The organism is Massilia atriviolacea (assembly GCF_003953935.1).
Classification (GTDB): domain Bacteria; phylum Pseudomonadota; class Gammaproteobacteria; order Burkholderiales; family Burkholderiaceae_D; genus Telluria_A; species Telluria_A atriviolacea.
In genome coordinates this window covers 218,849-243,022 of record NZ_RXLQ01000012.1, presented here as the reverse complement: position 1 = coordinate 243,022, position 24,174 = coordinate 218,849, and the positions used below count along the sequence as shown (strand labels likewise).

Annotated in this window: 20 protein-coding genes; 12 read left to right on the top strand and 8 right to left on the bottom strand. The window is 65.1% G+C overall.

Annotation, left to right across the window (positions count from 1 at the left end):
• Nucleotides 1-7: 7 nt before the first annotated feature.
• The 4 genes from hprK to ilvA all read right to left on the bottom strand — a co-directional run bounded on the left by hprK (nt 8) and on the right by ilvA (nt 4,348).
• The gene (gene hprK / locus EJB06_RS22180) at nt 8-943 is read right to left on the bottom strand and encodes an HPr(Ser) kinase/phosphatase (RefSeq protein ID WP_099873917.1); all 936 of its coding nucleotides are present in this window, start codon (nt 941-943) and stop codon (nt 8-10) included.
• A 51-nt stretch (nt 944-994) separates the two neighbouring features.
• On the bottom strand, nt 995-1,477 hold the full coding sequence (locus tag EJB06_RS22175; protein ID WP_126076214.1) for a PTS sugar transporter subunit IIA: 483 nt from the start codon (nt 1,475-1,477) through the stop codon (nt 995-997).
• 438 nt (nt 1,478-1,915) lie between these two features.
• A complete protein-coding gene (gene queF, locus EJB06_RS22170) occupies nt 1,916-2,746 on the bottom strand; it encodes an NADPH-dependent 7-cyano-7-deazaguanine reductase QueF (RefSeq protein WP_126076180.1) in 831 nt (276 codons plus the stop codon).
• Nucleotides 2,747-2,812: 66 nt separating this feature from the next.
• On the bottom strand, nt 2,813-4,348 hold the full coding sequence (ilvA, locus tag EJB06_RS22165) for a threonine ammonia-lyase, biosynthetic (RefSeq protein WP_126076213.1): 1,536 nt from the start codon (nt 4,346-4,348) through the stop codon (nt 2,813-2,815).
• Nucleotides 4,349-4,542: 194 nt separating this feature from the next.
• Between ilvA and EJB06_RS22160 the strand changes: the two genes are divergently transcribed.
• Entirely contained in the window at nt 4,543-5,055 is a 513-nt protein-coding gene (locus EJB06_RS22160) for a YqaA family protein (protein WP_126076179.1), read from the top strand.
• Between the two features lie 3 nt (nt 5,056-5,058).
• Here EJB06_RS22160 and EJB06_RS22155 read toward each other — a convergent pair whose 3' ends face one another.
• Nucleotides 5,059-7,185 (bottom strand): TonB-dependent receptor plug domain-containing protein, encoded by a 2,127-nt coding sequence (locus tag EJB06_RS22155; protein ID WP_229427214.1) that lies wholly within the window; start codon nt 7,183-7,185, stop codon nt 5,059-5,061.
• An 86-nt stretch (nt 7,186-7,271) separates the two neighbouring features.
• Between EJB06_RS22155 and EJB06_RS22150 the strand changes: the two genes are divergently transcribed.
• The 6 genes from EJB06_RS22150 to EJB06_RS22125 all read left to right on the top strand — a co-directional run bounded on the left by EJB06_RS22150 (nt 7,272) and on the right by EJB06_RS22125 (nt 15,036).
• Complete coding sequence (locus EJB06_RS22150) at nt 7,272-8,456, top strand: sensor histidine kinase (protein ID WP_229427213.1); 1,185 nt, start codon at nt 7,272-7,274, stop codon at nt 8,454-8,456.
• Nucleotides 8,453-9,232 (top strand): LytR/AlgR family response regulator transcription factor, encoded by a 780-nt coding sequence (locus EJB06_RS22145; protein WP_126076178.1) that lies wholly within the window; start codon nt 8,453-8,455, stop codon nt 9,230-9,232. The genes EJB06_RS22150 and EJB06_RS22145 overlap by 4 nt, the downstream gene beginning before the upstream one ends.
• Before the next feature lie 249 nt (nt 9,233-9,481).
• A complete protein-coding gene (locus EJB06_RS22140) occupies nt 9,482-13,510 on the top strand; it encodes a DUF3683 domain-containing protein (RefSeq protein WP_126076177.1) in 4,029 nt (1,342 codons plus the stop codon).
• A gap of 8 nt (nt 13,511-13,518) precedes the next feature.
• Nucleotides 13,519-13,953, top strand: a complete 435-nt coding sequence (locus tag EJB06_RS22135) for an HIT family protein (protein ID WP_126076176.1) — start codon at nt 13,519-13,521, stop codon at nt 13,951-13,953.
• Entirely contained in the window at nt 13,950-14,366 is a 417-nt protein-coding gene (locus EJB06_RS22130) for a gamma-butyrobetaine hydroxylase family protein (RefSeq protein WP_198420890.1), read from the top strand. Before EJB06_RS22135 ends, EJB06_RS22130 begins: the two co-directional genes overlap by 4 nt.
• Nucleotide 14,367: 1 nt before the next feature.
• Nucleotides 14,368-15,036, top strand: a complete 669-nt coding sequence (locus EJB06_RS22125) for a TonB-dependent receptor domain-containing protein (RefSeq protein WP_126076175.1) — start codon at nt 14,368-14,370, stop codon at nt 15,034-15,036.
• 145 nt (nt 15,037-15,181) lie between these two features.
• On the opposite strand, the gene EJB06_RS22120 is transcribed toward EJB06_RS22125, so the two are convergent.
• The 3 genes from EJB06_RS22120 to EJB06_RS22110 all read right to left on the bottom strand — a co-directional run bounded on the left by EJB06_RS22120 (nt 15,182) and on the right by EJB06_RS22110 (nt 18,577).
• Nucleotides 15,182-16,150 (bottom strand): hypothetical protein, encoded by a 969-nt coding sequence (locus EJB06_RS22120; RefSeq protein ID WP_126076174.1) that lies wholly within the window; start codon nt 16,148-16,150, stop codon nt 15,182-15,184.
• 517 nt (nt 16,151-16,667) lie between these two features.
• Nucleotides 16,668-17,732, bottom strand: a complete 1,065-nt coding sequence (locus tag EJB06_RS22115) for a hypothetical protein (RefSeq protein ID WP_126076173.1) — start codon at nt 17,730-17,732, stop codon at nt 16,668-16,670.
• An 83-nt stretch (nt 17,733-17,815) separates the two neighbouring features.
• Complete coding sequence (locus EJB06_RS22110) at nt 17,816-18,577, bottom strand: DeoR/GlpR family DNA-binding transcription regulator (RefSeq protein ID WP_126076172.1); 762 nt, start codon at nt 18,575-18,577, stop codon at nt 17,816-17,818.
• Between the two features lie 144 nt (nt 18,578-18,721).
• Here EJB06_RS22110 and glpD point away from each other — a divergent pair, with 144 nt between their 5' ends.
• Genes glpD through EJB06_RS22085 form a run of 5 tightly spaced genes read left to right on the top strand, consistent with a single transcriptional unit; the run spans nt 18,722 to nt 24,172 of the window.
• Entirely contained in the window at nt 18,722-20,248 is a 1,527-nt protein-coding gene (gene glpD / locus EJB06_RS22105; protein WP_126076171.1) for a glycerol-3-phosphate dehydrogenase, read from the top strand.
• A 60-nt stretch (nt 20,249-20,308) separates the two neighbouring features.
• The gene (locus EJB06_RS22100; protein ID WP_126076170.1) at nt 20,309-21,409 is read left to right on the top strand and encodes an ABC transporter ATP-binding protein; all 1,101 of its coding nucleotides are present in this window, start codon (nt 20,309-20,311) and stop codon (nt 21,407-21,409) included.
• The gene (locus EJB06_RS22095; protein WP_126076169.1) at nt 21,410-22,504 is read left to right on the top strand and encodes an ABC transporter ATP-binding protein; all 1,095 of its coding nucleotides are present in this window, start codon (nt 21,410-21,412) and stop codon (nt 22,502-22,504) included. It begins immediately after the preceding gene.
• A 1-nt stretch (nt 22,505) separates the two neighbouring features.
• Nucleotides 22,506-23,375 carry a carbohydrate ABC transporter permease gene (locus EJB06_RS22090; protein WP_126076168.1) on the top strand — a complete coding sequence of 290 codons (870 nt, stop codon included), beginning with the start codon at nt 22,506-22,508 and terminating at the stop codon, nt 23,373-23,375.
• Nucleotides 23,372-24,172 (top strand): carbohydrate ABC transporter permease, encoded by an 801-nt coding sequence (locus EJB06_RS22085; RefSeq protein ID WP_126076167.1) that lies wholly within the window; start codon nt 23,372-23,374, stop codon nt 24,170-24,172. The genes EJB06_RS22090 and EJB06_RS22085 overlap by 4 nt, the downstream gene beginning before the upstream one ends.
• Nucleotides 24,173-24,174: the final 2 nt, after the last annotated feature.

The window sequence follows — 24,174 nt, the reverse complement described above, 5'->3', positions numbered from 1 at the left end:
GGGAGTGTCAATCCGAGCTCATCGCCAGACGCTGGCGCTCCATGAATTCCTGTAAGGTGTCGATGCCGCGCAGTTGAAGAATCGTATTGCGCACCGCCGCTTCCAGCAGCACCGCGATGTTGCGGCCGGCCGCCACGGGAATGACCACTTTGCGGATCGGCAGGCCCAATACGTCTTCGGTCGGGAACAGGAAGGGCAGGCGCTCGACTTCTTCTTCCAGCGCGCTGCGGCGCACCAGGTGGACGATCAGTTTCAGGCGCATCTTGCGGCGCACGGCCGTCTCGCCGAAGATCGCCTTGATGTCGAGCAGGCCCAGGCCGCGCACTTCCAGCAGGTTTTGCAGCAGCGCCGGGCAGCGTCCTTCGATCATGTTGGGGGCGATGCGCGAGAACTCCACCGCGTCGTCGGCCACCAGGCCGTGGCTGCGCGAAATCAGTTCCAGTCCCAGCTCGCTCTTGCCCAGGCCCGAGTCGCCGGTAATGAGCACGCCCACGCCCAGCACGTCCATGAACACGCCATGCATGATGATGCGCTGCGCGAGTTTTTTGGACAGGTACACGCGCAGGAAGTCGATCACCTGCGCGGCCGGCAGCGGCGTGGAAAACAGGGGAATATTCTGCTCGTCGCAGATGGCCAGGATGTCCGGCGGCGTATCGAGCCCTTGCGCGATGATCAGCGCCGGCGGCCCGCCCGCAATCAGCTCGCCGATGACGTGGCTGCGCGAACCGGATTTGAGGCGATGGTAGTACGTCAGTTCCTGATGCCCGAACACCTGGATGCGGCCCGGGTGGATCAGGTTCAGGTGGCCGACCTGGTCGGCGGCGGAGGCGACGTCGCCCGAGATCAGGCGTTCGCCGCCGGGAAAGCCGGCGAACCAGCCCAGCTGAAGACTTTCGCGGTTGTCGTCGTACAGCCGTTGGATGGTCAGCGGAGTTTGCAGCATGAACGGGTCTTCAGAAAAGTGAGGGCGCCAACGCGCCCGGCACCTGGAAGTTTAACCCAGTGCCTGCAGACTTGGTTGCCAATTGATGATGCGCGAGTGAACCGATTTCGGGTCCGGATCGGTGGCCAGCGCCGTGCGGAATCCGTCGTCGGAAAACATCTCGGCGATCTCGGACAGGATTTCGAGGTGCTGCTGCGTCACGTGGTCGGGAATGAGCAGGAAGAACAGCAGCTTGACCGGCTGGCCGTCGGGCGACTCGAAGGGAATCGGCTCGAGCAGGCGCACGAAGGCGGCCAGCGGCGACTTGAGACTCTTGCTGCCCTTGATGCGGCCGTGCGGCACGGCGACGCCATGGCCGAGACCGGTTGAGCCGAGGCGCTCGCGCGCAAACAGGTTGTCGGAGACGGTCGAGCGGGCGATTCCGCAGTTGTTCTCGAAGATCAGCCCGGCCTGCTCGAAAGCACGCTTTTTACTGGAGACTTCGAGATCAAGCAACACGTTCTCGAGCGATAAAATTTTGCTAAGGTTTGTCATAACGCTGAGTATTGGTGCGATGCACAAGGGTGCTTGCGAGCCAGAATTATAGGCCTGTTTTCCAGCCGTGTAATCGGAATTCGTCGTCGATTCATGTCAGCTTCGCATTGACATTTCGCAAGGTGAATGGCGATTCATACAAGCCATAAAAACCGTCGATGCGCGCAGCAGCGGAAAATTTGAATTTCCGGCATGAAATTGCAGATTTTGCACACAAATGCCGGTCCTTCAGGCCATTCACCATTTTTCCTGTGCTTGCTGCCCGTTTTTTCAGCGTCTTCAGGATGCCGCCGGGTATTGTTCAATTATAAAGTCGGGGGCCTTTTCCTGTCGCCCGAAAAGCACACTCGTTCCCTTCCCGATCAAGGTATTCCCGCATAGCAACGGCGTCAAGCGTGCGCGGGGCGCGAATGGGCCCCCCTTTGTGCTGGCTCAAGCTCACTGGCGCGCGGTGCGCAGATTGGGCGGACGGCCCGAGCTGAAGTTGCTGCGCCATGGATTGATGTCCAGTCCGCCGCGCCGCGTGTAGCGCGCGTACACCGCCAGTTTTTGCGGCGCGCACTGGCGCAGGATGTCGGTAAAAATGCGCTCGACACATTGCTCGTGAAATTCGTTGTGCTCGCGAAAGCCGATCAGGTATTTCAGCAAGCCCTCCTGCTCGATCTGCGGGCCGACGTAATGGATTTGCACGCTGGCCCAGTCCGGCTGGCCGGTGACCAGGCAGTTCGACTTGAGCAGGTGCGAGACCAGCTTTTCCTCGACCGGGGCTTCGTCTTTGGCGGCCTTGAGCAGGGCGGGCGAGGGCGAGTAGTTGTCGATCTCCACGTCCAGGCGGTCCAGCAGCACGCCGTCGAGTTCGCCCATTCTGACGCTGTCGAAGGACTGCGGCTCGGTCAGGGCGATGTGGACCGGCGCGCCGAAGCCGCCGGCCAGGTCGTCGCGCAGCAGGGCCAGCAGGGCATCGCTGTTGGACAGGCGCGTCTGGTTGAACGAGTTCAGGTACAGCTTGAAGGATTTCGATTCGACGATATTGGGCGAATCGGCCGGCACCGTGATCGTGGCGATCGCCACCTGCGGCTTGCCGCGCATGTTCAGCCAGGAGATTTCGTAGGCGTTCCAGATGTCGACGCCGAAGAAGGGCAGGGTGCCGGTCAGCTGGAGTTCGTCGCGCTTGCCCTGGCGCGGGATCGGGAACAGCAGTTCCGGCGCGTAGTGGGTCTGGTAGGCGGAGGTTTTGCCCAGGGGGGACAGATCGGCGGTGTTGGTCATATCAACTCAGTTAAATTAGCTGCCGTCGTCCGAGCGACGGCGATCGAAGCAGCAGGGGAATCGGCATCACCCCAAAAACATCTTATACACCGGATTGGCGCTTTCATCCCAATACCGGTATCCGAGCGTCGTGAGGAAGGTGCGGAATGCTTCCATTTCTTCGGCCGGCACCTGCAGGCCGACCAGGATCCGCCCCACGTCGCCGCCCTGATTACGGTAATGGAACAGCGAGATATTCCAGTTCGGCGCCATGCTGTCCAGGAAGCGCATCAGCGCGCCCGGACGCTCGGGGAATTCGAAACGATACAGCAGTTCGTCATGGGCCAACGCACTCTTGCCGCCCACCAGATGGCGGATGTGCAGCTTGGCCAGTTCGTCGTGCGTCAGGTCCAGCGTCTTGAAGTCGTTCTGCTCGAAGGTCCGCGCCAGCACGCCCGACTCGCCACGGCTGGCGATCTGCACGCCCACGAACACGTGCGCCTGGGCCGCATCGCTGACCCGGTAGTTAAACTCGGTCACATTGCGCGGCCCCACCAGCGCGCAGAAGCGCTTGAAGCTGCCGCGCTGCTCCGGAATCGTCACCGCGAACACCGCCTCGCGCGCTTCGCCCAGCTCCGCGCGCTCGGCCACGAAGCGCAGGCGGTCGAAGTTCATGTTGGCGCCGCAGGCCACCGCCACCAGCGTCTCGTTGTGCACCGGGTTCTTGCTCATCGCCGAACGCTCGATGTAGGCCTTGGCCCCGGCCACCGCCAGCGCGCCGGACGGCTCCAGGATCGAGCGCGTGTCCTGGAACACGTCCTTGATCGCCGCGCAGATCGCATCGGTATCGACCAGGATGATCTCGTCCACGTACTGCTGCGCGAGGCGGAAGGTCTCTTCGCCCACCAGGCGCACCGCGGTGCCGTCGGCGAACAGGCCGACATCGGGCAGGGTCACGCGCTGGCCGGCTTTCAGGCTGCGCGCCATCGCGTCCGAATCGGTCGACTGCACGCCGATGATCCTGATGTCCGGGCGAATCTGCTTGACGTAGGCGGCCACGCCGCCGATCAGGCCGCCGCCGCCGATGGCGACAAAAATTGCGTGGATCGGGCCGGCATGCTGGCGCAGGATCTCCATGCCCACCGTACCCTGGCCGGCGATGACATCCGGATCGTCGAAGGGGTGCACGAAGGCCAGGTTCTGTTCTTTTTCCAGCGTCAGCGCGAAGTTATAGGCGTCGGTGTAGGAGTCGCCGTGCAGGATCACTTCCACATGCGCGCCGCCGAAGGCCTTGACCGCGTCGATCTTGACGCTCGGGGTGGTGGTCGGCATGACGATCACGGCGCGGCAGCCGGTCTTGGCGGCCGACAGGGCCACGCCCTGCGCGTGGTTGCCGGCCGAGGCGCAGATCACGCCGCGCTTGAGCTGGGCCGGCGACAGGTTGGCCATCTTGTTGTACGCGCCCCGCAGCTTGAAACTGAACACGCTCTGCATGTCTTCGCGCTTGAAGTAAATGCGGTTTTCCATGCGCTGCGACAGGATCGGCGCGAATTCGAGCGGCGTTTCGGTGGCGACGTCGTAGACGCGGGCGGTCAGGATTTTCTTGAGGTAGTCGATAGTCATAGTCTGCAAACAAAGTGATTCTGGGCCGGAAAAATCCGGAACGCGATGCTGTTGACGCTGGACTGTGTTGTCGGCGGATGGCCGAGGCTTGCAGTGCGATGCGCGGCTCCGGGTGACGGGCTCGGCGTATCGTGTCGTTGCAATAGTTTTTCCTCATTATAATGGACGGCTTCAGCAGTCATCAAAGTGCCTCCATGATCGAAACCGCCGTCTTCTGGCTGCTCAACTTGCTGTCCGCCCCCGCGGTCGGGCTGAGCTCGGTCTTCGTGATCGCGTTCGTGTCCGCCACCCTGGTGCCGCTCGGCTCCGAGCCGGCCGTGTTCGCCGTCATCAAGGCCAATCCGGCCATGTTCTGGCCCGCCATCCTGGTGGCGACCCTGGGCAACACCCTGGGCGGGGCGCTAGACTACTTCATCGGCTACCGCGCCAAGGTCGCGTTTGCGAAAGAGCGCAAGTCGCGCTGGTTCGCCTGGCTGGCGCGCTACGGCGCCAAGACCATGCTGCTGTCGTGGGTGCCCGGGATCGGCGATCCGCTGTGCACCCTGGGCGGCTGGCTGCACCTGCCGTTCTGGCCCAGCCTCGGGTATATGGCGATCGGCAAGTTCATGCGCTACCTGACCATGACCGCCGCGCTGCTGTATGTGCCGGACAGTTTCTGGAAAGGGCTGGCCGACATGGTGAACCGATTCTGGCACATGCTGTTCTGAGGTCTACAAGCTCGTTTCGAGCACAATGCGCAGCAGCGCCGCCGACGATGTGCGCGCCGCCCGCGTGTTGCCGCCATCCTCGTCGGCGTACATGCTGCCGCTGCGCCGGCTTCGGTGCAGGGCATTCGCCACCGACAGGCGCAGCTGCGTTTTCGCCCCCGTCGTCCACACGCCGTACAGATCGAGCACGCGCACCGGCCCGCTGTCGCTGCGCAGGTAGCGGCTCGTTCGCGTAAGTCCGCCAAACTGCAGGTTCAGGTTCATCCCCGCCGTGTAGTGCGTTCCGATGCGCGCATCGAGGCCGATATTGGCCGTGATGCGCGCCTGCTCGCCCAGCCGGTTCGCCGGCCCCGGCACCGCGTCCAGGCGCGACCAGTTGCGCGCGGCGTTGGCGCGCAAGTCCAGGTCCGGCGCCGATGGCAGCACGCTGCGCAGGGGGAAGCGGGCGTCGAATTCGAGGCCGGCCAGCTTGGCCTTGCCGTTGTTGAACGGCGTCGAGATCCACGCGCCGTCTTCCCTGTACAGGGTTTGCACCGTCACCGCGTCGATCCGGCGCGCATAGGCCGACACGCTGGCCACGCCGTTTTTGCCGAAGTAGGATTCATAGGCCGCGTCGACGCCCCACGCCAGTTCCGGCTTCAGGCCGGGATTGCCGCGCACGTCGGGGTTGGTCGGTCCGTTGGCGTTGTTGACCGTGTAGCGGCGCGGCACCAGGTTGCGCACCGCCGGCGCCTTGTAGGTGCGCGAGAGCGACAGGCGCAGCTGGTCCTTGCCGTCCAGCTTCCACAGCAGCTGCCCGATGGGGCTGAGCACGGACGACCTGCTGCCCACTTGCGCCAGCGCCCGTCCCTCGGTCGACGTATGCAGGCCTTCCCAGCGCAGGCCGAGGTAGGCTTGCAGGCGCGCCGACACGCTCCACTCGTCCTGCGCGAACAGCGCCAGGCGGCTGACTGCCGCGCGGTAATCTTCATCGAGCTGCGACAGGAACCGGCCGGCGGCCGTGCCGTCGGTCTGGCGCCGCGATTCGCTGCGCCGGGTGCGTCCGCCTTCCCAGCCGATGCCGATGTCGTGGCCGGGGACGAGCGGCGCCAGGTATTTGCCGCTGACGACGGCGCTGTCGTCGATGGCGTCCGACAGCACCTTGCGCGCCAGCGTGCGCGAGGCGCCCGCGCCCCGGAACAGGTAATCCGATTCGCGCTTGTTGTGATTGATCCCGGCCTTGAGCGTGAGCCTGCCCTCGGCGCCGACATGGCGCGCCAGGGTGATGTCGCTGCGGGCCGATAGCGTGTGCCCTGCGAGCCGGAAGTCGTTGACCGGGTAGTCGGTGCTGGCCCCGGCGAAGGTGGTTTCCGCCGTGTCGCCATGGTTCGATGCGCGCGACAGGTCGACCAGGGTCTGCCACGCCAGGCTGCCGCCTTGCGCCAGGGTCCAGTTCAGGCGCGGCGTCAGGTTCAGGCGGGTGGTGCGGAACGCGGCCGACTCGCGCAGTGCGCGCCGCGCGAGCGGCGTGCCGTCCGCAGCGGCCTGGGTCTCCAGCGTCAGGCTGTCGTTGTCGTTGCCGGTGCGCGCCAGCTCGGCCGCCAGGGAATACGCCAGCGCGCCGGCGCGCTCGCCCCATTGCAGCGAGGCCGACGGCTCGCCCCGTCCCGGCAGCAGGCCGGCGCCGAGCTTGACGTCGCGCTGCCTGCGCGCGCCGCCCTTCTTGAGGATCACGTTGATGGTCCCGGCAATCGCTTGCGAACCCAGGTCCGCCGTGGCGGTGCGCACGATGTCGATCCGCTCGATCATGGCCGGAGCGATGCTGTCGATCGAAAAGCCGGCCGGCACCGGGTCGCCGTTGACCAGCAGCTGGGTGTAGCCGGCGCCGAGCCCGCGCATGCGGATCTCGCCGCCGGCGAACGAGATGCCCGGCTGGCGCTTGAGCGCCGCCGACAGCGTCGTGTCGCCATAGCGCGCCAGGTCGTCGCGGCCGACCACGATCCGGGCGGCGCTGTCGTCGCGCCGCAGACTCGCCGCGCCGGCGCCGTTTATCTCCACCGTCTGGATTTGCGCAAGGGCGCCATTGGCGTGGAAAAGGGTGGCCGAGCACAGGGCGAGTGTGGGCAGGAAGGGCGGGCGGTGTGGTTTCATGGCGGCGCAAGCGGGGTTCGGGAGCGCCGATTATCGGGGCCGCCGCCGGCCTTTCGAACCGCTGTGTGACGAATCGCCGGAACGCCGTGACGACCGCCGGCGGCGGCCGCAAAACGGCCTGCGACGCGCTGGTATACTCGGTCCCGATGAGCACCGCCACCCACCCCCGTCTGACCTTGTCCGCGCCGGCCCGCGAGCTGCTGCGCGCCAGCGCCATCATCGTCGGCGTCTGGAGCGCCCTGATCGCGCTCGGCGCGCTGGGCAACTACAGCGACCTGCTGCGGCGCGGCGAAGGCAAGAGCTACGCGCTGCTGTTGTGGCGCTGGTGGCGCGAACATACCCTGCTGATCCTGTTCAGCTGCGCCTGCCATGCCCTGTTCACCACGCGCCCGGCGGCGCTGGGCAGCATGCGTTCGATCGGCCGCCTGCACCTGCTGGCCGTGGCCATCCTGGTTCCGCTGATCCGGCTGGTATCGAGCTACTTCGAGCTGCGCGATGCCGGCCCCGATCCCGGCCTGCATGCGGCCCTGCGCGAAACCGTCGAAAGCCAGGGCCTGACCTGGTTCATGGACTTCGCCTGGGTCACCTTCACCTACAGCGCCGTGGTCGCCGCATGCAGCTGGCGCCAGGGCCGCCTGCGCCAGCGCGACAACCTGAAACTGAGCCTGGAACTGGAGCAGCAACGCCTGCTGGCGCTGCGCGGCCAGCTCGAACCGCATTTCCTGTTCAATGCCCTCAACGCCATCAGCGCGCTGGTGCGGGCCGACGACAAGCGCGTGGCGCTGGGCGGCATCGGCCACCTGAGCGAATTGCTGCGCTACGCCTTGCAGGCCAGCGAGCGCGATTACGTCGCCCTGGCCGACGAGTGCCGCTTCGTGGACGACTACCTGGCCTTGCAGAAGCTGCGCTACGGCGAGCGCCTGCAGCTGGCGATCGAGGCCGACCCGCAGGCGCTGGCGGTCGGCCAGGTGCCGCCGCTGCTGCTGCAGCCGCTGATCGAGAACGCCATGCGCCACGATCTCGATTGCCACGACGGCCCGAGCGACATCCGCCTGCTGCTGCGCGCCGCCGGCACGCGCCTGTCGATCCACGTATCGAATCCGGTGGCCGCCGCGCGCAGCGCCAATCCGGGCCTCGGCCTGGGCTTGCGCCAGACGCGCGCGCGCCTGCAGTTAAGCTATGGCGGCGCGGCAATCCTGCATGCCGGCGAACACGGCGGCCGGTTTGCCGTCGCTATCGACCTGCCGCTGTATCCGGGCGCTGCCGCATGATCCGCGCCCTCATCGTCGACGACGAGGAACCGGGCCGCGTCAACCTGCGCTATGCCCTGTCCGAGCATCCCGGCTGGAACGTCGTGCAAGAGTGCGCCGGCGTCGCCAGCGCCCAGGCGGCGCTGGCCGGGCAGGCGGTCGAGGTGGTGTTCCTCGACATTCACATGCCGGGCGACTCCGGCCTGGTGCTGGCGCGCGCGCTGGCGGCCATGCCCGAGCCGCCGATCGTCATCTTCGTCACCGCCCACGAGCGCTTTGCGCTGGAAGCGTTCGAAGTCCACGCGCTCGACTACCTGCTCAAGCCCGTCAACGACGCGCGCCTGGGCGCCGCCCTGGCGCGCGCCGCCGCCATGCTCGATTTGCGCCAGCGGCCCGTGTACGGCGCCGCCCTGCGCGCGTGGGCGGACGATGAGCAGGCCAGCCGCGGCGGCGCGGCGCCGGCTTTCTGGCAGCAGCTCACGGTGCGTTCGGTCGGCACCATCGAATGCGTGCAACTGGCCGACGTGGACTGGATCGAAGCGAGCGGCAATTACGTCAATTTGCACCTGGCCGGACGCAGCGTGATGCACCGGCTGGCCCTGAGCCGCCTGCTGCCCCATCTCGACCCGGCCAGCTTCCTGCGCGTGCACCGCAGCGCCGTCGCCCGCATCGACCAGGCGGCGCGGCTCGACGTCGCCGGCGACGGGGTCTACCAGCTGACCTTGCGGCGCGGCGCCCGGCTGCCCGTCAGCGAGCGCCACGTGGAGGCCGTGCGGGCGGCGATGGACGCGCGTTGACGCTTGCGGCGGCTTGCCGCGCGCCGCGCGAGGCATTGCAAGGTTCTGTCCATACATCAATTCATCTTATTTAATTCGATATCCAGGCTAAATATTTGCCGAAAATTTTGATGGGTGCCGATATCGCCACCATTTTGTTGGCATCCCCGCTTCCCTTTCCCTCCCAAAAAGCAGGGCTGTTGCAGCGTGGTGCAGCGCAATACGCTAGAATGAACTCCCTTAGGGTCAGTCCACATAGTCCACCAATACATGAACGCCCCAGCACAAATCCAAGCACTCCTGGCCGAAACGCCAAACGGTCACGCCGCCACCCGCCTGCGCGAAATCCCCTATAACTACACCTCGTTTTCGGACCGCGAAATCGTGATCCGCCTGCTGGGCGAGTCGTCCTGGGAGCTGCTCGACGAATTGCGCGGCTCGCGCCAGACCGGCCGTTCGGCACGCATGCTGTACGAAGTGCTGGGCGATATCTGGGTGGTGCGGCGCAACCCGTACCTGCAGGACGACATGCTGGACAACCCGAAACGGCGCCAGGAACTGATCGACGCGCTGCACCATCGCCTGGCCGAAGTGGACAAGCGCCGCACCAGCGTCGATGCGCAGGACGGCGACGATGCCAACAGCGAAGCGGCGCGCGCGCGCAGCGCCAACGTGGAAAAGCTGCTCAAGGCGGCGTCCAGGGCGGTCGAAGACTTCGGCAACGAATTCCGCCAGACCTGGGACCTGCGCAAGCGCACCACCAAGGTGCTGGGCCGCTACACCGAAAAGCACAATATCTGCTTCGACGGCATGAAGCGCGTCGCCCACGTGACCGACGCCACCGACTGGCGCGTCGAATACCCCTTCGTGGTGCTCACGCCCGACACCGAAGATGAGATGGCGGGCCTGGTCAAGGGCTGCATCGAACTCGGACTGACCATCATCCCGCGCGGCGGAGGAACCGGCTACACCGGCGGCGCCATTCCGCTCACGCCCATGTCGGCCGTGATCAACACCGAAAAACTGGTCACCCTGGGCGAGGTCGAAATGACCATGCTGCCCGGCGTGGACCATGAGTACGCAACCATCCATTCCGGCGCCGGGGTGGTCACCAAGCGCGTCTCCGACGCCGCCGAAAAGGCCGGCTTCGTGTTCGCGGTCGACCCCACCTCGGCCGAGGCGTCCTGCATCGGCGGCAACGTCGCCATGAACGCCGGCGGCAAGAAGGCCGTCCTGTGGGGCACCGCGCTCGACAACCTGGCTTCGTGGAAGATGGTCGACCCGAACGGCGACTGGCTGGAAGTGACCCGCATCGGCCACAACCTGTCGAAGATCCACGACGCGCCGACCGCCACCTTCAAGCTCGAATGGACCCACCCGAACGCGCGCGGCGAAGCGAAGGACGCGCCGTTCAAGACCGAGATGCTGGTCATCGAAGGCCGGCGCTTCCGCAAGGAAGGCCTGGGCAAGGACGTCACCGACAAATTCCTGGCCGGCCTGCCGGGCATCCAGAAAGAAGGCTGCGATGGCCTGATCACCTCGGCGCGCTGGATTTTGCACAGGATGCCGAAGTATGCGCGCACCGTCTGCCTCGAATTCTTCGGCCAGGCGCGCGACGCGATTCCGTCGATCGTCGAAATCAAGGATTACCTCGACGGCCTGCCGGCCAGGGGCGGCCCGGCCTTTGCCACCATCCGCCTGGCCGGCCTGGAACACCTCGACGAGCGCTACCTGCGCGCGGTCGGCTACGCCACCAAGTCGAAGCGCGGCGTGCTGCCCAAGATGGCGCTGTTCGGCGACATCGTCGGCGACGACGAGAACGCGGTGGCGCAAGCCGCCTCGGAAGTGGTGCGCATCGCGAATACCCGCGTAGGCGAAGGTTTTGTCGCAGTCAGTCCGGAAGCGCGCAAGAAGTTCTGGCTCGACCGCGCCCGCACCGCCGCCATCGCGCGCCACACCAACGCCTTCAAGATCAACGAAGACGTGGTCATTCCGCTCAATCGCATGGGCGAATACACCGACGGCATCGAGCGCATCAACATCGAACTGTCGATCAGGAACAAGCTGCAGCTGACCGGGGAACTGCGCGCGTTTTTCGCCGGCGGCAACCTGCCGGTCGGTAAGAGCGACGACGCCTCGGGCGAAGCGATCGGCGACGAAGAAATGCTGGGCGACCGCGTGCAGCAGGCCAACGAGCTGCTCGACGCCGTGCACGCGCGCTGGACCTGGCTGCTGGCGCAACTCGACCAGCCGCTGGCAAGTGCGCGCGACGCCTTGCGCGCCATCGGCCTGGGCCGCCTCGACGTGGTGTTCGACGAGCGCCTGGCGCAGCAGCCCGGCGCCACCCTGTTCGACGTGGTCCAGGACCGCACCGTGCGCGTCTCGTGGAAGCAGGAGATCCGCGCGCAGCTGCGCCAGATCTTCAACGGCGCCGCCTACAAGCTCATTCTCGACGAGGCCGGCGCGATCCACCAGAAGGTGCTGCGTTCGCGCGTGTTCGTGGCGCTGCACATGCACGCCGGCGACGGCAACGTGCACACCAACCTGCCGGTCAACTCCGACGACTACGCCATGCTGCAGGACGCCCACGAAGCGGTGGGCCGCATCATGAAGCTGGCGCGTTCGCTCGACGGCGTGATCTCGGGCGAGCATGGCATCGGCATCACCAAGCTCGAATTCCTGACCGAAGACGAAATCGGCGAATTCCGCGACTACAAGCTGCGCATCGATCCGGAAGGGCGCTTCAACAAGGGCAAGCTGCTCAACCTGCCCGAGTTCGGGGCCGACCTGCGCAACGCCTACACGCCGTCGTTCGGCCTGATGGGCCACGAATCGCTGATCATGCAGCAGAGCGATATCGGCGAGATCGCCAACAGCATCAAGGACTGCCTGCGCTGCGGTAAATGCAAGCCGGTGTGCACCACCCACGTGCCGCGCGCGAACCTGCTGTATTCGCCGCGCGACAAGATCCTGGCGACGTCCTCGCTGATCGAAGCCTTCCTGTACGAGGAACAGACCCGCCGCGGCGTCTCGATCAAGCACTGGGAAGAATTCGAAGACGTGGCCGACCACTGCACCGTGTGCCACAAGTGCGTCACGCCGTGCCCGGTCAACATCGACTTCGGCGACGTGTCGATGAACATGCGTAACCTGCTGCGCAAGATGGACAAGAAGACCTTCCGGCCGGCCAATGCGGCTGCCATGTTCTTCCTCAACGCCACCGACCCGGTGACCATCAACGCCACGCGCCAGGTCATGGCCGGCTGGGGCTTCAAGGCGCAGCGCCTGGGCCACAACGTGCTGAAAAAATTCGCCAGGAAGCAGACCCGCGCGCCGCTGCCGACCACCGGCAAGGCGCCGGTGCGCGAGCAGGTGATCCACTTCATCAACAAGAAAATGCCGGGCAACCTGCCCAAGAAAACCGCGCGCGCGCTGCTCGACATCGAAGACGACAAGATCATCCCGATCATCCGCAACCCCAAGGTCACCACGGCCGATACCGAAGCCGTGTTCTACTTCCCTGGCTGCGGGTCGGAGCGCCTGTTCTCGCAGGTGGGCCTGGCCACGCAGGCCATGCTGTGGGAGGTCGGCGTGCAGACCGTGCTGCCGCCGGGTTACCTGTGCTGCGGCTATCCGCAGCGCGGCGCCGGCCAGTACGACAAGGCCGACAAGATGATGACCGATAACCGCGTGCTGTTCCACCGCATGGCCAACACGCTCAATTACCTCGACATCAAGACCGTGCTGGTCTCCTGCGGCACCTGCTACGACCAATTGGCGACCTACGAGTTCGACAAGATCTTCCCGGGTTGCCGCATCATGGACATCCACGAGTACCTGCTCGAAAAGGACATGAAGCTCGAAGGCGTCAGCGGCACGCGCTATATGTACCACGAGCCTTGCCACAATCCGATGAAGCTGCAGGATTCGGTCAAGACCGTCAACGCGCTGGTGTCGACGGTGGATAACGTCAAGATCGAAAAGAACGACCGCTGCTGTGGCGAGTCCGGCACCTTCGGCGTGTCGCGTCCCGACATCGCGACCCAGGTGCGCTTCCGCAAGGAAGGCGAGATGGAGAAGGGCGCCGACAAGCTGCGCGCCGATGGCTTCAACGGCGACGTCAAGATCCTCACCAGCTGCCCATCGTGCCTGCAAGGCCTGTCGCGCTACAACGACGATGCCGGCACCACCGCCGACTATATCGTCGTCGAAATGGCGCGCCACAAGCTGGGCGAAAACTGGCTGCCCGAATACGTGGCCCGCGCCAACAGCGGCGGCATCGAGAGGGTACTTGTATGAGTGCTGGTATGAGCGTTATCAAAAGCTGCGAACTGTGCGAACTGGCGGTCGAACCGGTCTGGCGCGACGACAGGCTGTCGGTCATCCTGGTCGACGACGCCGCCTATCCGGGCTTTTGCCGCGTGATCTGGAACGATCACGTGAAGGAAATGACCGACCTGGCGCCGGGCGAACGCATGCACCTCACCGACGCGGTGTGGCATGTGGAACTGGCGCTGCGCGAGGTGCTGGGGCCCGACAAGATCAACGTCGCCAGCCTCGGCAACATGACGCCGCACCTGCACTGGCACGTTATTCCGCGCTACGCGGACGATGCGCACTTCCCGAATCCGGTATGGACGGCGGCGGTGCGCGCGACCGAAGAAACAACCCTGGCGCAGCGCCGCGCGCTGCTGCCGACACTGGCGGCCGACATCGTCCGCCGCATGGAAAAATCCGCATGAATCCGACCGCACTGACCGTCCACCAAAAATCGCGCGTCCTCGATATCTCGTTCGAGGACGGCAGCAGTTTTTCGATTCCGTTCGAACTGCTGCGCGTGTATTCGCCCTCGGCCGAAGTGCGCGGCCACGGCCAGGGCCAGGAAGTGCTCCAGCTGGGAAAACGCGATGTGGGCGTGACGGCGCTCGAACCGGTGGGGAACTACGCGGTGCAGCCGACCTTCTCGGACGGCCACAACACCGGCCTGTTCTCGTGGGATTACCTGTACAAGCTCGGTAACGAGCAGGCGGCCCTGTGGGCCGACTACATGGCGCGCCTGCATGCCGCCGGTTTCGAGGGCGACGCCGGACGCGAACCGGGCGCGGAACTGCCTGGCGCGGCCACCGCGCACAAGGGCTGCGGCCACAAGCACTGATTTGGCGCTTCGCGCTTTTCCGCTCCCAAGTCCTGCCGGCGATGGTCACGGGCCTGGGAATGAGCTTCTCCTGATAGAACAGATTGGCCACGCGCTGCTGGTTGGCGACGATGGCCGCATCGACCGGCACCACGCCGGCGCGGCTGCGGCTTGGTTCTTTAATGTGCTGGCGCGCGACACCCTGGCGCTCAAGCCGGAGACGTCGAACTCGCTGGAACTGGGCCTCAAGTCGACCCTGTTCGACAAGCGGGTAACGCTCAACGCGGCGCTGTTCAAGACCGGCTACGCCAACTACCAGGCCAATTTCTACGACACCGTGGCCGGCACGGTGGTCACGCGCCTGATCAACGCGGGCGACGTGTCCACGCGGGGCCTCGAGATCGACATCGGCGCCCGCCCCTTGCCGCAGCTGCGGCTGACGGCCGCCGCAGCCTACACCGAGGCCATTGTCGACAACGTCAACTGCCCGCCGGCGGCTGCCGCATCGTGCAACCTCAGTGGCAAGGCGCTGCCGTTCGCGCCGCGCTTCAAGAGCTTCCTGCGCGGTACCTGGTCGTTCCCCTGGCCGGCGGCCTGCGCAGCGAACTCAGTCTCGATTACAGCCACCAGTCGCGCGTCCAGTACGACCTGTTCCAGTCGCCCGAGACCATCCAGCCGGGCTGCGGCGTGATCAATGCCGAAGTGCTGCTGTCGAACCCCGACGCCGGCTACGTCATCCGCACCGTGGCGCGCGACGACCGCCGCTACGTCGGCATCACCGCGCGCAAGGAGTCCTGAGCCATACCGGGGGCGCCAGGCAATGGGCGATCGGTCGTTTATTTTGTCACGGTCAAGTTGATTGGGAAGTAGACAAGCCGTGCGCCGCTCGCCGTCGTGAGGCGGTACCGCAAGCGCGCGGTGTACAGACCGGGAACGAGGCAGGCCGTGGGCGGGCCGTGGCAGGTATGTAATGATTGCATAGCGCTTTCATCGAACCAGCTGTTGTAGGGTCCGGCATTGCCCGCGCTGGTGAGGTATTCGATACCCTCGAAGTAGGCACTAACGTTGGTATTGGTGACGAAATGGTGCGGGTAATACCGGTTCAACGTTTCCTGTTTTTGCGTAATGTCCAGGGAAGCAGGGAAGAACACAATGTCGACGGCAGGATTGGGCGTAACCAGGTAGCGCACCGTGATGGTTTCGACGAACTCCCGGCCCGGGTTGGCGGGCGAATTTCCGGGGTAGGTCGCGTAAGCGCTGACCTTGAAGGTCTCGATGTACTCACCCGGCCTCTCTGGCAAAAACCGCAGCTGCAGTTGCTTGCCGGTGCGAAGATGGAGTCCAGGATCGACGACATCAACGCGGGGCGGCCGAGAGCTGGAGACATAGGGTGTGGTGCGATCCGCAGTCCAGCCGGTACTGGCGATCGAGGTCGTGACATCGACCGCCTCCGGGGCGGGCACCGTTCCGAACGGCGCGCTCACCGTGATCGCGCTGCGGCTTAAGGCCAGTCCTGCTTGCACCGTCACGTCATAAGGTACGACAATCGGCGCGCCGCTAAAGGGCTTGGTACAGGCACGGTCAAGACACAACCGCAAACGCAGACTGCCCGTAAAGTGGCCCGGCGTGGTGAACTTTTCTTGAAATAAACTTGCGCGATACGTCGCCGGCGTCACGCTGGTGTCCAGGTAGAAATTTCCCCCTTGAAACAACCCTTGGGAATCAGTGACTTCGAAATGGACGTCATTTGGATACAGGACAGCTAAGTTGCCGGAGACCGTGCCAGTCAGCGTCGGTGCGGCCATGTAGCCACCGACCACCCCGGTTCCACGAATCGATATCGGGCCAGGCCTGCTAAGCGTGATGGGACTCGGTGGCAGATTCTCCGTCGGGTTCGCTCCTCCAGAACTTCCACCGGGGCTGCCTCCTCCACTCCCGCCCCCGCAGCCAATTAACACAAATGCTGCCAGCAACGCCGTCGCCGTTCTCCGTACAATGATGCTCATTGGTTCCTAAATTAGAAATGACAAGACGAAGGCAGCACTAAGTCTGCCTTTGAAGACCAGAATGATAGTCCAGCGAATATTGTCGCGATACCGATAATCATCGGGTGTTGCTCAATAACATCAGGGGGAAACCAGAGGCGCCGGGTCTTCTCACAGCTGCCGACCAGGGTCTGTCTGACAGAACTACATGGGTATATGGATCGCTTACTGAAGATATTGCAGGTTCATGCCGACGCCAACGACCTGATTGACTGGAATGGCGCCGCACTCGATTCCACCCACGTCAAGGCACAGCAGACCCTAAGCGAGCGCTCGCTTACGCGGCCATCGCCTGCGCCGGCACGCCCGCCGACTGCATCGCGCCGGCGCGCGCGTAGATCGCGGCCGGCACCGGGGAACCGAGTTCGGTCACCAGGCGGCGCCGGTCGGCCGGCGCCAGCTGCTCGTTGATCTGCTTGAAAATCTCCAGCGGCCCCAGTTCCTGCGCCATCAGCTGAATGCCCAGCGCATCGACGTTCGGATGCTCCGCCAGCTTGGCGATGACGTCGTCCACGTCCATGCCGGCGTGGATGACGATCAGTTGCGCCTCCAGGCGCGACCAGGTGTCGACCGTCAGTTTGAGCTTGCGCCGGGTGTTGTCGAGCAGCGCCACCTGCACCGCGTCGCGCCAGGCCACCAGGTTCATCTCCAGCGCGTGATCGAGCTGCTGGCCGTGCAAGGTATCGGCGGCGCCCTGGGCGGCGGCGTGCGACTTGATTTCGTCCAGCGTCGGGGCGGCCTTCAGCTGGAAGTCCATGCGCGCCGAGTGCACCCGTTCGAACAGCACGATCAGCTTGTTGACGTCCAGCGTCCGGCCTTCCGCCGTGGAGGCAAACGCCTCGACCGCCGCACGCCACGACGGCTTTTGCCTGGGGTCGACCGTCAGCGTGGCCACGCGCATGGCGCGCGCCCCCGGCGCGCCGCTCAACACGCCGACCGTGCCGCTGCCCGAGAGCTTGAGGAATTCGACGAAGGGGCGCATGCCGCGCTGCAGGGCCACCAGGCCGACGATCTTGTTGTCCGGGTGCTGGCCGATGATGTAGACGCGCTGGTTTTCGTCGGAGGCGAAGGTGCCGATCAACTTCATGCGGTGGTTGGTCATCCCCGACCACAGCTTTTTCATTTCGGCGTAGGCGTCGGCGTCTTCTTCGCCGATGTATTCACGTCCCAGCGGCTGCACGCGCAGGCGCACGCGCGCGGTCTGCTCGACCAGGTAGGGGGAATACAGCTTGAAATCGCCCGCCAGCTTGCTGACCTGACTGCGCTGCATGTAGAAGTAACCGGCCGCCACGGCGCCGGCCACGAGTGCAAGCACCACAAGTATGATCAGAAAAGTCGACATGCTCATTCGCTAACAAAATAGGGGGAGACAGGGTAACATCAATCATCCCCCAAAAACCGCCAGCGGCCCAGCGCTCGCCTTGATTATTGCGCAATTACAACATTTACCTTGGCGTCGCGCAGCACGCGGGCCAGGGCCTCGGGCGGTTTGGCGTCGGTGAACAGCACGTCGATCTGCGAGGCGTGCGCCATGCGCATCAGGGCCTGGCGTCCGAACTTGTCGTGGTCGGCCACCAGCCACACGGCGCGCGACTGCTCGATGATGGCCTGCGCCACCTTGACCTCGCGCGGATCGAAGTCGCGCAGGGTGCCATCGGGCTCGATGCTCGAAATGCCGATGATGCCGATGTCGACCTTGAATTGGCGGATGAAATCGATGGTGGTTTCGCCGACGATGCCGCGATCGCGTCCGCGCACCACGCCGCCGGCCAGGATCACTTCGCAGCCCGGGCTGTCGCACAGGATGGCCGCCACATTCAGGTTGTTGGTGACCACGTGCAGTCCCTGGTGGTGCACCAGCGCGCGCGCCACTTCTTCGGTGGTGGTGCCGATATTGATCAACAGCGAACAGTGCGACGGCACCTGCGCCGCCACCGCGCTGGCGATGCGGCGCTTGGCGTCCACGTTGAGCACCTGGCGGTCGCTGTAGTCGATGTTCTGGACCGACGAGGGCAGGCCCACGCCGCCGTGGTAGCGCGCCAGCAGGCCCGCTTCTTCCATCAGCTTGACGTCGCGCCGCACCGTTTGCGGCGTCACTTCCAGCTGCTGCGCAAGCGCTTCCAGCGAGACCGTCACCTGCTGGCGCACGGCGTCGAGAATGCGGCGCTGGCGTGGATTGAGCGTCATGTGGGCTCCTGTAAAAAGGCCAAATTTATCACAAACGAACCAAAACGAAAACAAACACATAAATTGTTGTTTCATTTTTTTCGTTCTTGTCGTATTGTTTATCTTTGCAGTGATTCCAGATTCCCCAATCGAAGCGAGAGCGACATGGACAAGGCGGGCAGTATCGCGTGTGATGTACTGGTGGTCGGCGGCGGCGTGAATGGCGCCGGCATTGCGCGCGACGCGGCCGGGCGCGGCCTGTCCGTGGTCCTGTGCGAGAAGGACGACCTGGCCTCGCATACCTCGTCGGCGGCCACCAAGCTGATTCACGGCGGCCTGCGTTATCTGGAACAGTACGAATTCGGCCTGGTGCGCAAGGCGCTGATCGAACGCGAAGTGCTGCTGCGCGCCGCCCCGCACATCATGTGGCCGATGCGCTTCGTCACCCCCGTGGACAAGGGCCAGCGTCCCGCGTGGATGATCCGCGCCGGCCTGTTCCTGTACGATCACCTGGCGCGGCGCGAGCTGCTGCCCGGCTCCGAAGGCATCGACCTGCGCCGCCACGCGGCCGGCGCGCCGCTCAAATCCGACTTTACGCGCGGCTTCGTGTATTCCGACGGCTGGGTCGACGATGCGCGCCTGGTGGTGCTCAACGCGATCGACGCGGCCGGCAAAGGCGCCACGGTGTTTACCCGCACCGCCTGCGAGTCCGCCCGGCGCGAGGGCGGGCGCTGGGAAGCGCGCCTGCGCCGCGTCAACGGCCAGGCGATCGACATCAGCGCGCGCTGCATCGTCAACGCCGCCGGTCCGTGGGCCTCGCGCTTCCTGCAGGGGACCAATCCGGGGCCGGCCGACAAATCGGTGCGCCTGATCAAGGGCAGCCATATCGTGGTGCGGCGCCTGTTCGATCATCCTTACGCCTACATCTTCCAGCACCCGGACGGGCGCGTGGTGTTCGCCATCCCGTACGAGCAGGACTTCACCCTGATCGGCACCACCGACCTCGAATACCATGGCGACGCCGGCAAGGTCGAAATCGACCAGGCCGAAATCGATTACCTGTGCGCGCTGTCGAGCCGCTATTTCATCAAGCCGATCACCCCGGCCGACGTGGTGTGGAGCTATTCCGGCGTGCGTCCGCTGCTCGACGACGAGTCCAGCGACGCTTCCGACGTCACGCGCGACTACACTTTCGAATTCGATGACAAGGGTGCGCCGATGCTGTCCGTCTTCGGCGGCAAGATCACCACGTTCCGCAAACTGGCCGAGCAAGCCGTCGACCTGATCGCGCCAGGGCTGGGCAACGCCCACGGAGCATGGACGGCCGACGCCTGCCTGCCCGGCGGCGACGTGCACGGACCGCGGCCGGACAAGCGCAGCGTGCTCGAATTCGACAAGTATGTCGCGGACCTGCAGAAGCAGTACGCGTGGCTGCCGGCGCCGCTGGTGGCGCGCTATGCGCGCGCCTACGGCACCCGCATCGACCTGGTCATCGACCGGCGCACCAGCATCGCGGCCATGGGCGCGCAGATCGTGCCCGGCCTGTACGAAGCCGAAGCGGCCTACTGGATCGATCATGAATGGGCCACCAACGCCACCGACATGCTGTGGCGCCGCTCCAAACTGGGCTTGCATCTGCCGCGCGACGCCAGCGTCGCCGTCGACGCCTGGATCACCGAATACCGCAAGTAGACGTAGCAAAAAAAGCAAATCCCGCCACAGGGATGCAGTAGCAAGACAACAGGAGACGAAATGCAGCTGGCATTGGAAAACGTGAGCACGAAGTATGGGGCGCAGGATCACCTGTACCCGATGTCGCTCGAACTGGTACCCGGTACCATCAACGTCCTGCTGGGCACCACGCAGGCCGGCAAGACCTCGCTGATGCGGGTCATGGCGGGCCTGGACCGGCCCACGCACGGCAAGGTGATCGCCGGCGGCAGGGACGTGACCGGCCTGCCGGTGCGCCAGCGCGACCTGGCGATGGTGTACCAGCAGTTCATCAATTATCCGTCGTTCACGGTGTTCGACAATATCGCTTCGCCGCTGCGCATCAAGCGCGTGCCCGAGGCCGAGATCCGCACCCGCGTCACCAGCATGGCCGAGCGCCTGCACATCGCCGCGCACCTCGACAAGCTGCCCGCGCAGCTCTCGGGCGGCCAGCAGCAGCGCACCGCGCTGGCGCGCGCGCTGATCAAGGAATCGGCCCTGCTGCTGCTCGACGAGCCGCTGGTGAACCTCGACTACAAGCTGCGCGAAGAACTGCGCAAGGAACTCGGCGCCCTGTTCGCGGAAGGGAAGACCACCGTCGTCTACGCCACCACCGAGCCGCTCGAAGCCCTGCAGCTGGGCGGCCACACGGTGCTGCTGCACGAAGGACGCCTGCTCCAGCATGGCGCCACGCTCGATGTGTTCAACGCGCCCAACTCGGTCCAGAGCGCGCGCACCTTCAGCGATCCGCCGATCAACCTGATGAGCGCCAGCGTCGGCGCCGACGGCATGGCGCAACTGGCGCCGGACCTCGCGATCCCGCTCAACGAGGCCCAGCGCCGCCAGGCCGCGCAGCATGGCGAGGTGGTGCTCGGCCTGCGCGCCCACAGCCTGCGCCTGGCGCCCCTGCACGCCGACGACTTTCCGATCCAGGCCGAGGTCGAACTGGCCGAGATCAGCGGCTCCGAAACCTATGTCCACCTGCATCGCGGCCCGATCGGGCTGGTGGCGCAGCTGACCGGCGTGCATAACCTCGACCTCGGCGTGCCGTGCACGGTGTACCTGCGTCCGGACGACTTGTTCGTGTTCGCCTCCGGCGGCGCCCTGCTGTTTGCGCCGCCGCAGCCGCAGGAGGGAGTGTAAATGGCCCGCATCGAACTGCCCGACCTGGCGCATGCCTACAAACCGAATCCGCAGCGTCCCGAAGACTACGCCCTGCGTCCCATGAACCTGACCTGGGAAGACGGCGGCGCCTACGCGCTGCTCGGTCCTTCCGGCTGCGGCAAGACCACCCTGCTGAACATCATCTCGGGCCTGGTGCGCCCCTCGCACGGGCGCGTCCTGTTCGACGGCAAGGACGTCACCGACCTGCCGCCCGAGGCGCGCAATATCGCGCAGGTGTTCCAGTTCCCGGTCATCTACGACACCATGACGGTGTTCGACAACCTGGCCTTCCCGCTGCGTAACCGTGGCTGGAAAGAGCTTGAAACGCGCAAGCGCGTCGAGCGCATCGCCGCCATGCTGGAACTGTCCGCCGACCTGAAACAGCGCGCCAGCGGCCTGGCGGTCGACGCCAAGCAAAAGATCTCGCTGGGCCGCGGCCTGGTGCGGCCCGACGTGGCGGCGGTGCTGTTCGACGAGCCGCTGACGGTGATCGACCCGCACCTCAAGTGGCTGTTGCGGCGCAAGCTCAAGGAGATCCATCACGAGCTCAAACTCTCGCTGATCTACGTCACGCACGACCAGGTCGAGGCGCTGACCTTTGCCGACAAGGTGGTCGTGATGACCCAGGGCGAAGTGGTGCAGACCGGCAGCGCGCAGGAACTGTTCGAGGAACCGGCGCACACCTTCGTCGGCTACTTCATCGGCAACCCCGGCATGAACCTGCTGGCCTGCCCGGTGCGCGACGGCCGCGCCTGTTTTGGTACCGGCGCCGGCGCGGACAGCGTCGACCTGCCCGCCGCCGCCCAAGGCGCGCTGGCCGGCGGCGCCGCCATCACCATCGGCATCCGTCCCGAGTTCGTCGAATGCGCACCCGCGCAAGGCAGCGGCGCCGTGGCCGCCACCGTGGCCAGCGTACGCAACATGGGCACGCACTTCATGGCCGATTTTGCCGTGGGCAGCCATACCGTCACCGCCAAGCTGCGCAGCGCCCCGGCGCGCGCGGGCGAAGCGGTGTGGCTGCGCTTTCCGCCCGAGCGCACTCTTTACTACGTCAACGACAAGCGGGTGGCCTGACATGAAAACCTATAACAACCGCGCCTGGCTGCTGATACTCCCGGTGATCATCTGCGTGGCCTTTTCGGCCGTGCTGCCCTTGATGACGATCGTGAACTACTCGGTGCAGGACATCCTCAGCCCCACCAACAGCGTCTTCGTGGGCACCGAATGGTTCAAGATGATCATGCGCGACAGCGAACTGCATGGCGCTTTGGCGCGCCAGCTGGGCTTTTCGATGGCGGTGCTGCTGATCCAGCTCCCGCTCGGCATCCTGATCGCCCTGACCATGCCGGCCAGCGGCTGGCGCGCCTCGCTCGCGCTGGTGCTGATCGCCCTGCCGCTCCTGATTCCCTGGAACGTGGTCGGCACCATCTGGCAGATTTTCGGACGCGACGACATCGGCCTGATGGGCAACACCATCAACCGCATGGGCATCAGCTACAACTACACCGGCAGCGTGGTGGACGCCTGGGTGACGGTGCTGGTGATGGATGTGTGGCACTGGACGCCGCTGGTGGTGCTGCTGGCCTACGCCGGCCTGCGCTCGATCCCGGACGCCTACTACCAGGCCGCGCGCATCGACGGCGCCTCGCGCTTTGCGGTGTTCCGCTACATCGAACTGCCCAAGATGCGCAACGTGCTGATGATCGGCGTGCTGCTGCGCTTCATGGACAGCTTCATGATCTATACCGAGCCGTTCGTGCTGACCGGCGGCGGGCCTGGCAACGCCACCACCTTCCTGTCGCAGTACCTGACGCAGAAAGCCGTGGGCCAGTTCGACCTGGGTCCGGCCGCCGCGTTCTCGCTGATTTACTTCCTCATCATCCTGCTGTTCTGCTTCGTGCTGTATAGCTGGATGCAACGTCTGGGCACGGGAGAATCCAAATGAAGCGCCTGTCCACACCCTTGCTGGTGTTCTACCTGGTGCTGGCGATGCTGCCCATCTACTGGATGCTGAACATGTCGTTCAAGACCAACGAGGAAATCACCGGGGCGCTCACCCTGTTCCCGCGCGAATTCACGCTGGCGAACTACCGCACCATCTTCACCGATCCGTCCTGGTACAGCGGCTACATCAACTCCATGATCTACGTGATGATGAACATGGTGATGTCGGTCGCGGTGGCGCTGCCGGCCGCGTATGCGTTCTCGCGCTACTCCTTCGTCGGCGACAAGCACCTGTTTTTCTGGCTGCTGACCAACCGCATGACGCCGCCGGCGGTGTTCCTGCTGCCGTTCTTCCAGCTCTATTCCACGGTCGGCCTGATGGACACCCACCTGGCCGTGGCGCTGGTGCACATGCTGTTCAACGTGCCGCTGGCGGTCTGGATCCTGGAAGGCTTCATGTCCGGCATCCCCAAGGAGATCGACGAAACCGCCTACATCGACGGCTACAGCTTCCCGCGCTTCTTCTTCAAGATCTTCCTGCCGCTGATCAAATCGGGGGTCGGCGTGACCGCCTTCTTCTGCTTCATGTTCAGCTGGGTCGAACTGCTGCTGGCGCGTACCCTGACCTCGGTGGACGCCAAGCCGATCACCGCCATCATGACGCGCACCGTGTCGGCCGGCGGCATGGACTGGGGCGTGCTGGCCGCCGCCGGCGTGCTGACCATCGTGCCGGGCGCGCTGGTGATCTGGTTCGTGCGCAATCATATTGCCAAGGGCTTTGCCATGGGGAGGGTGTGAGA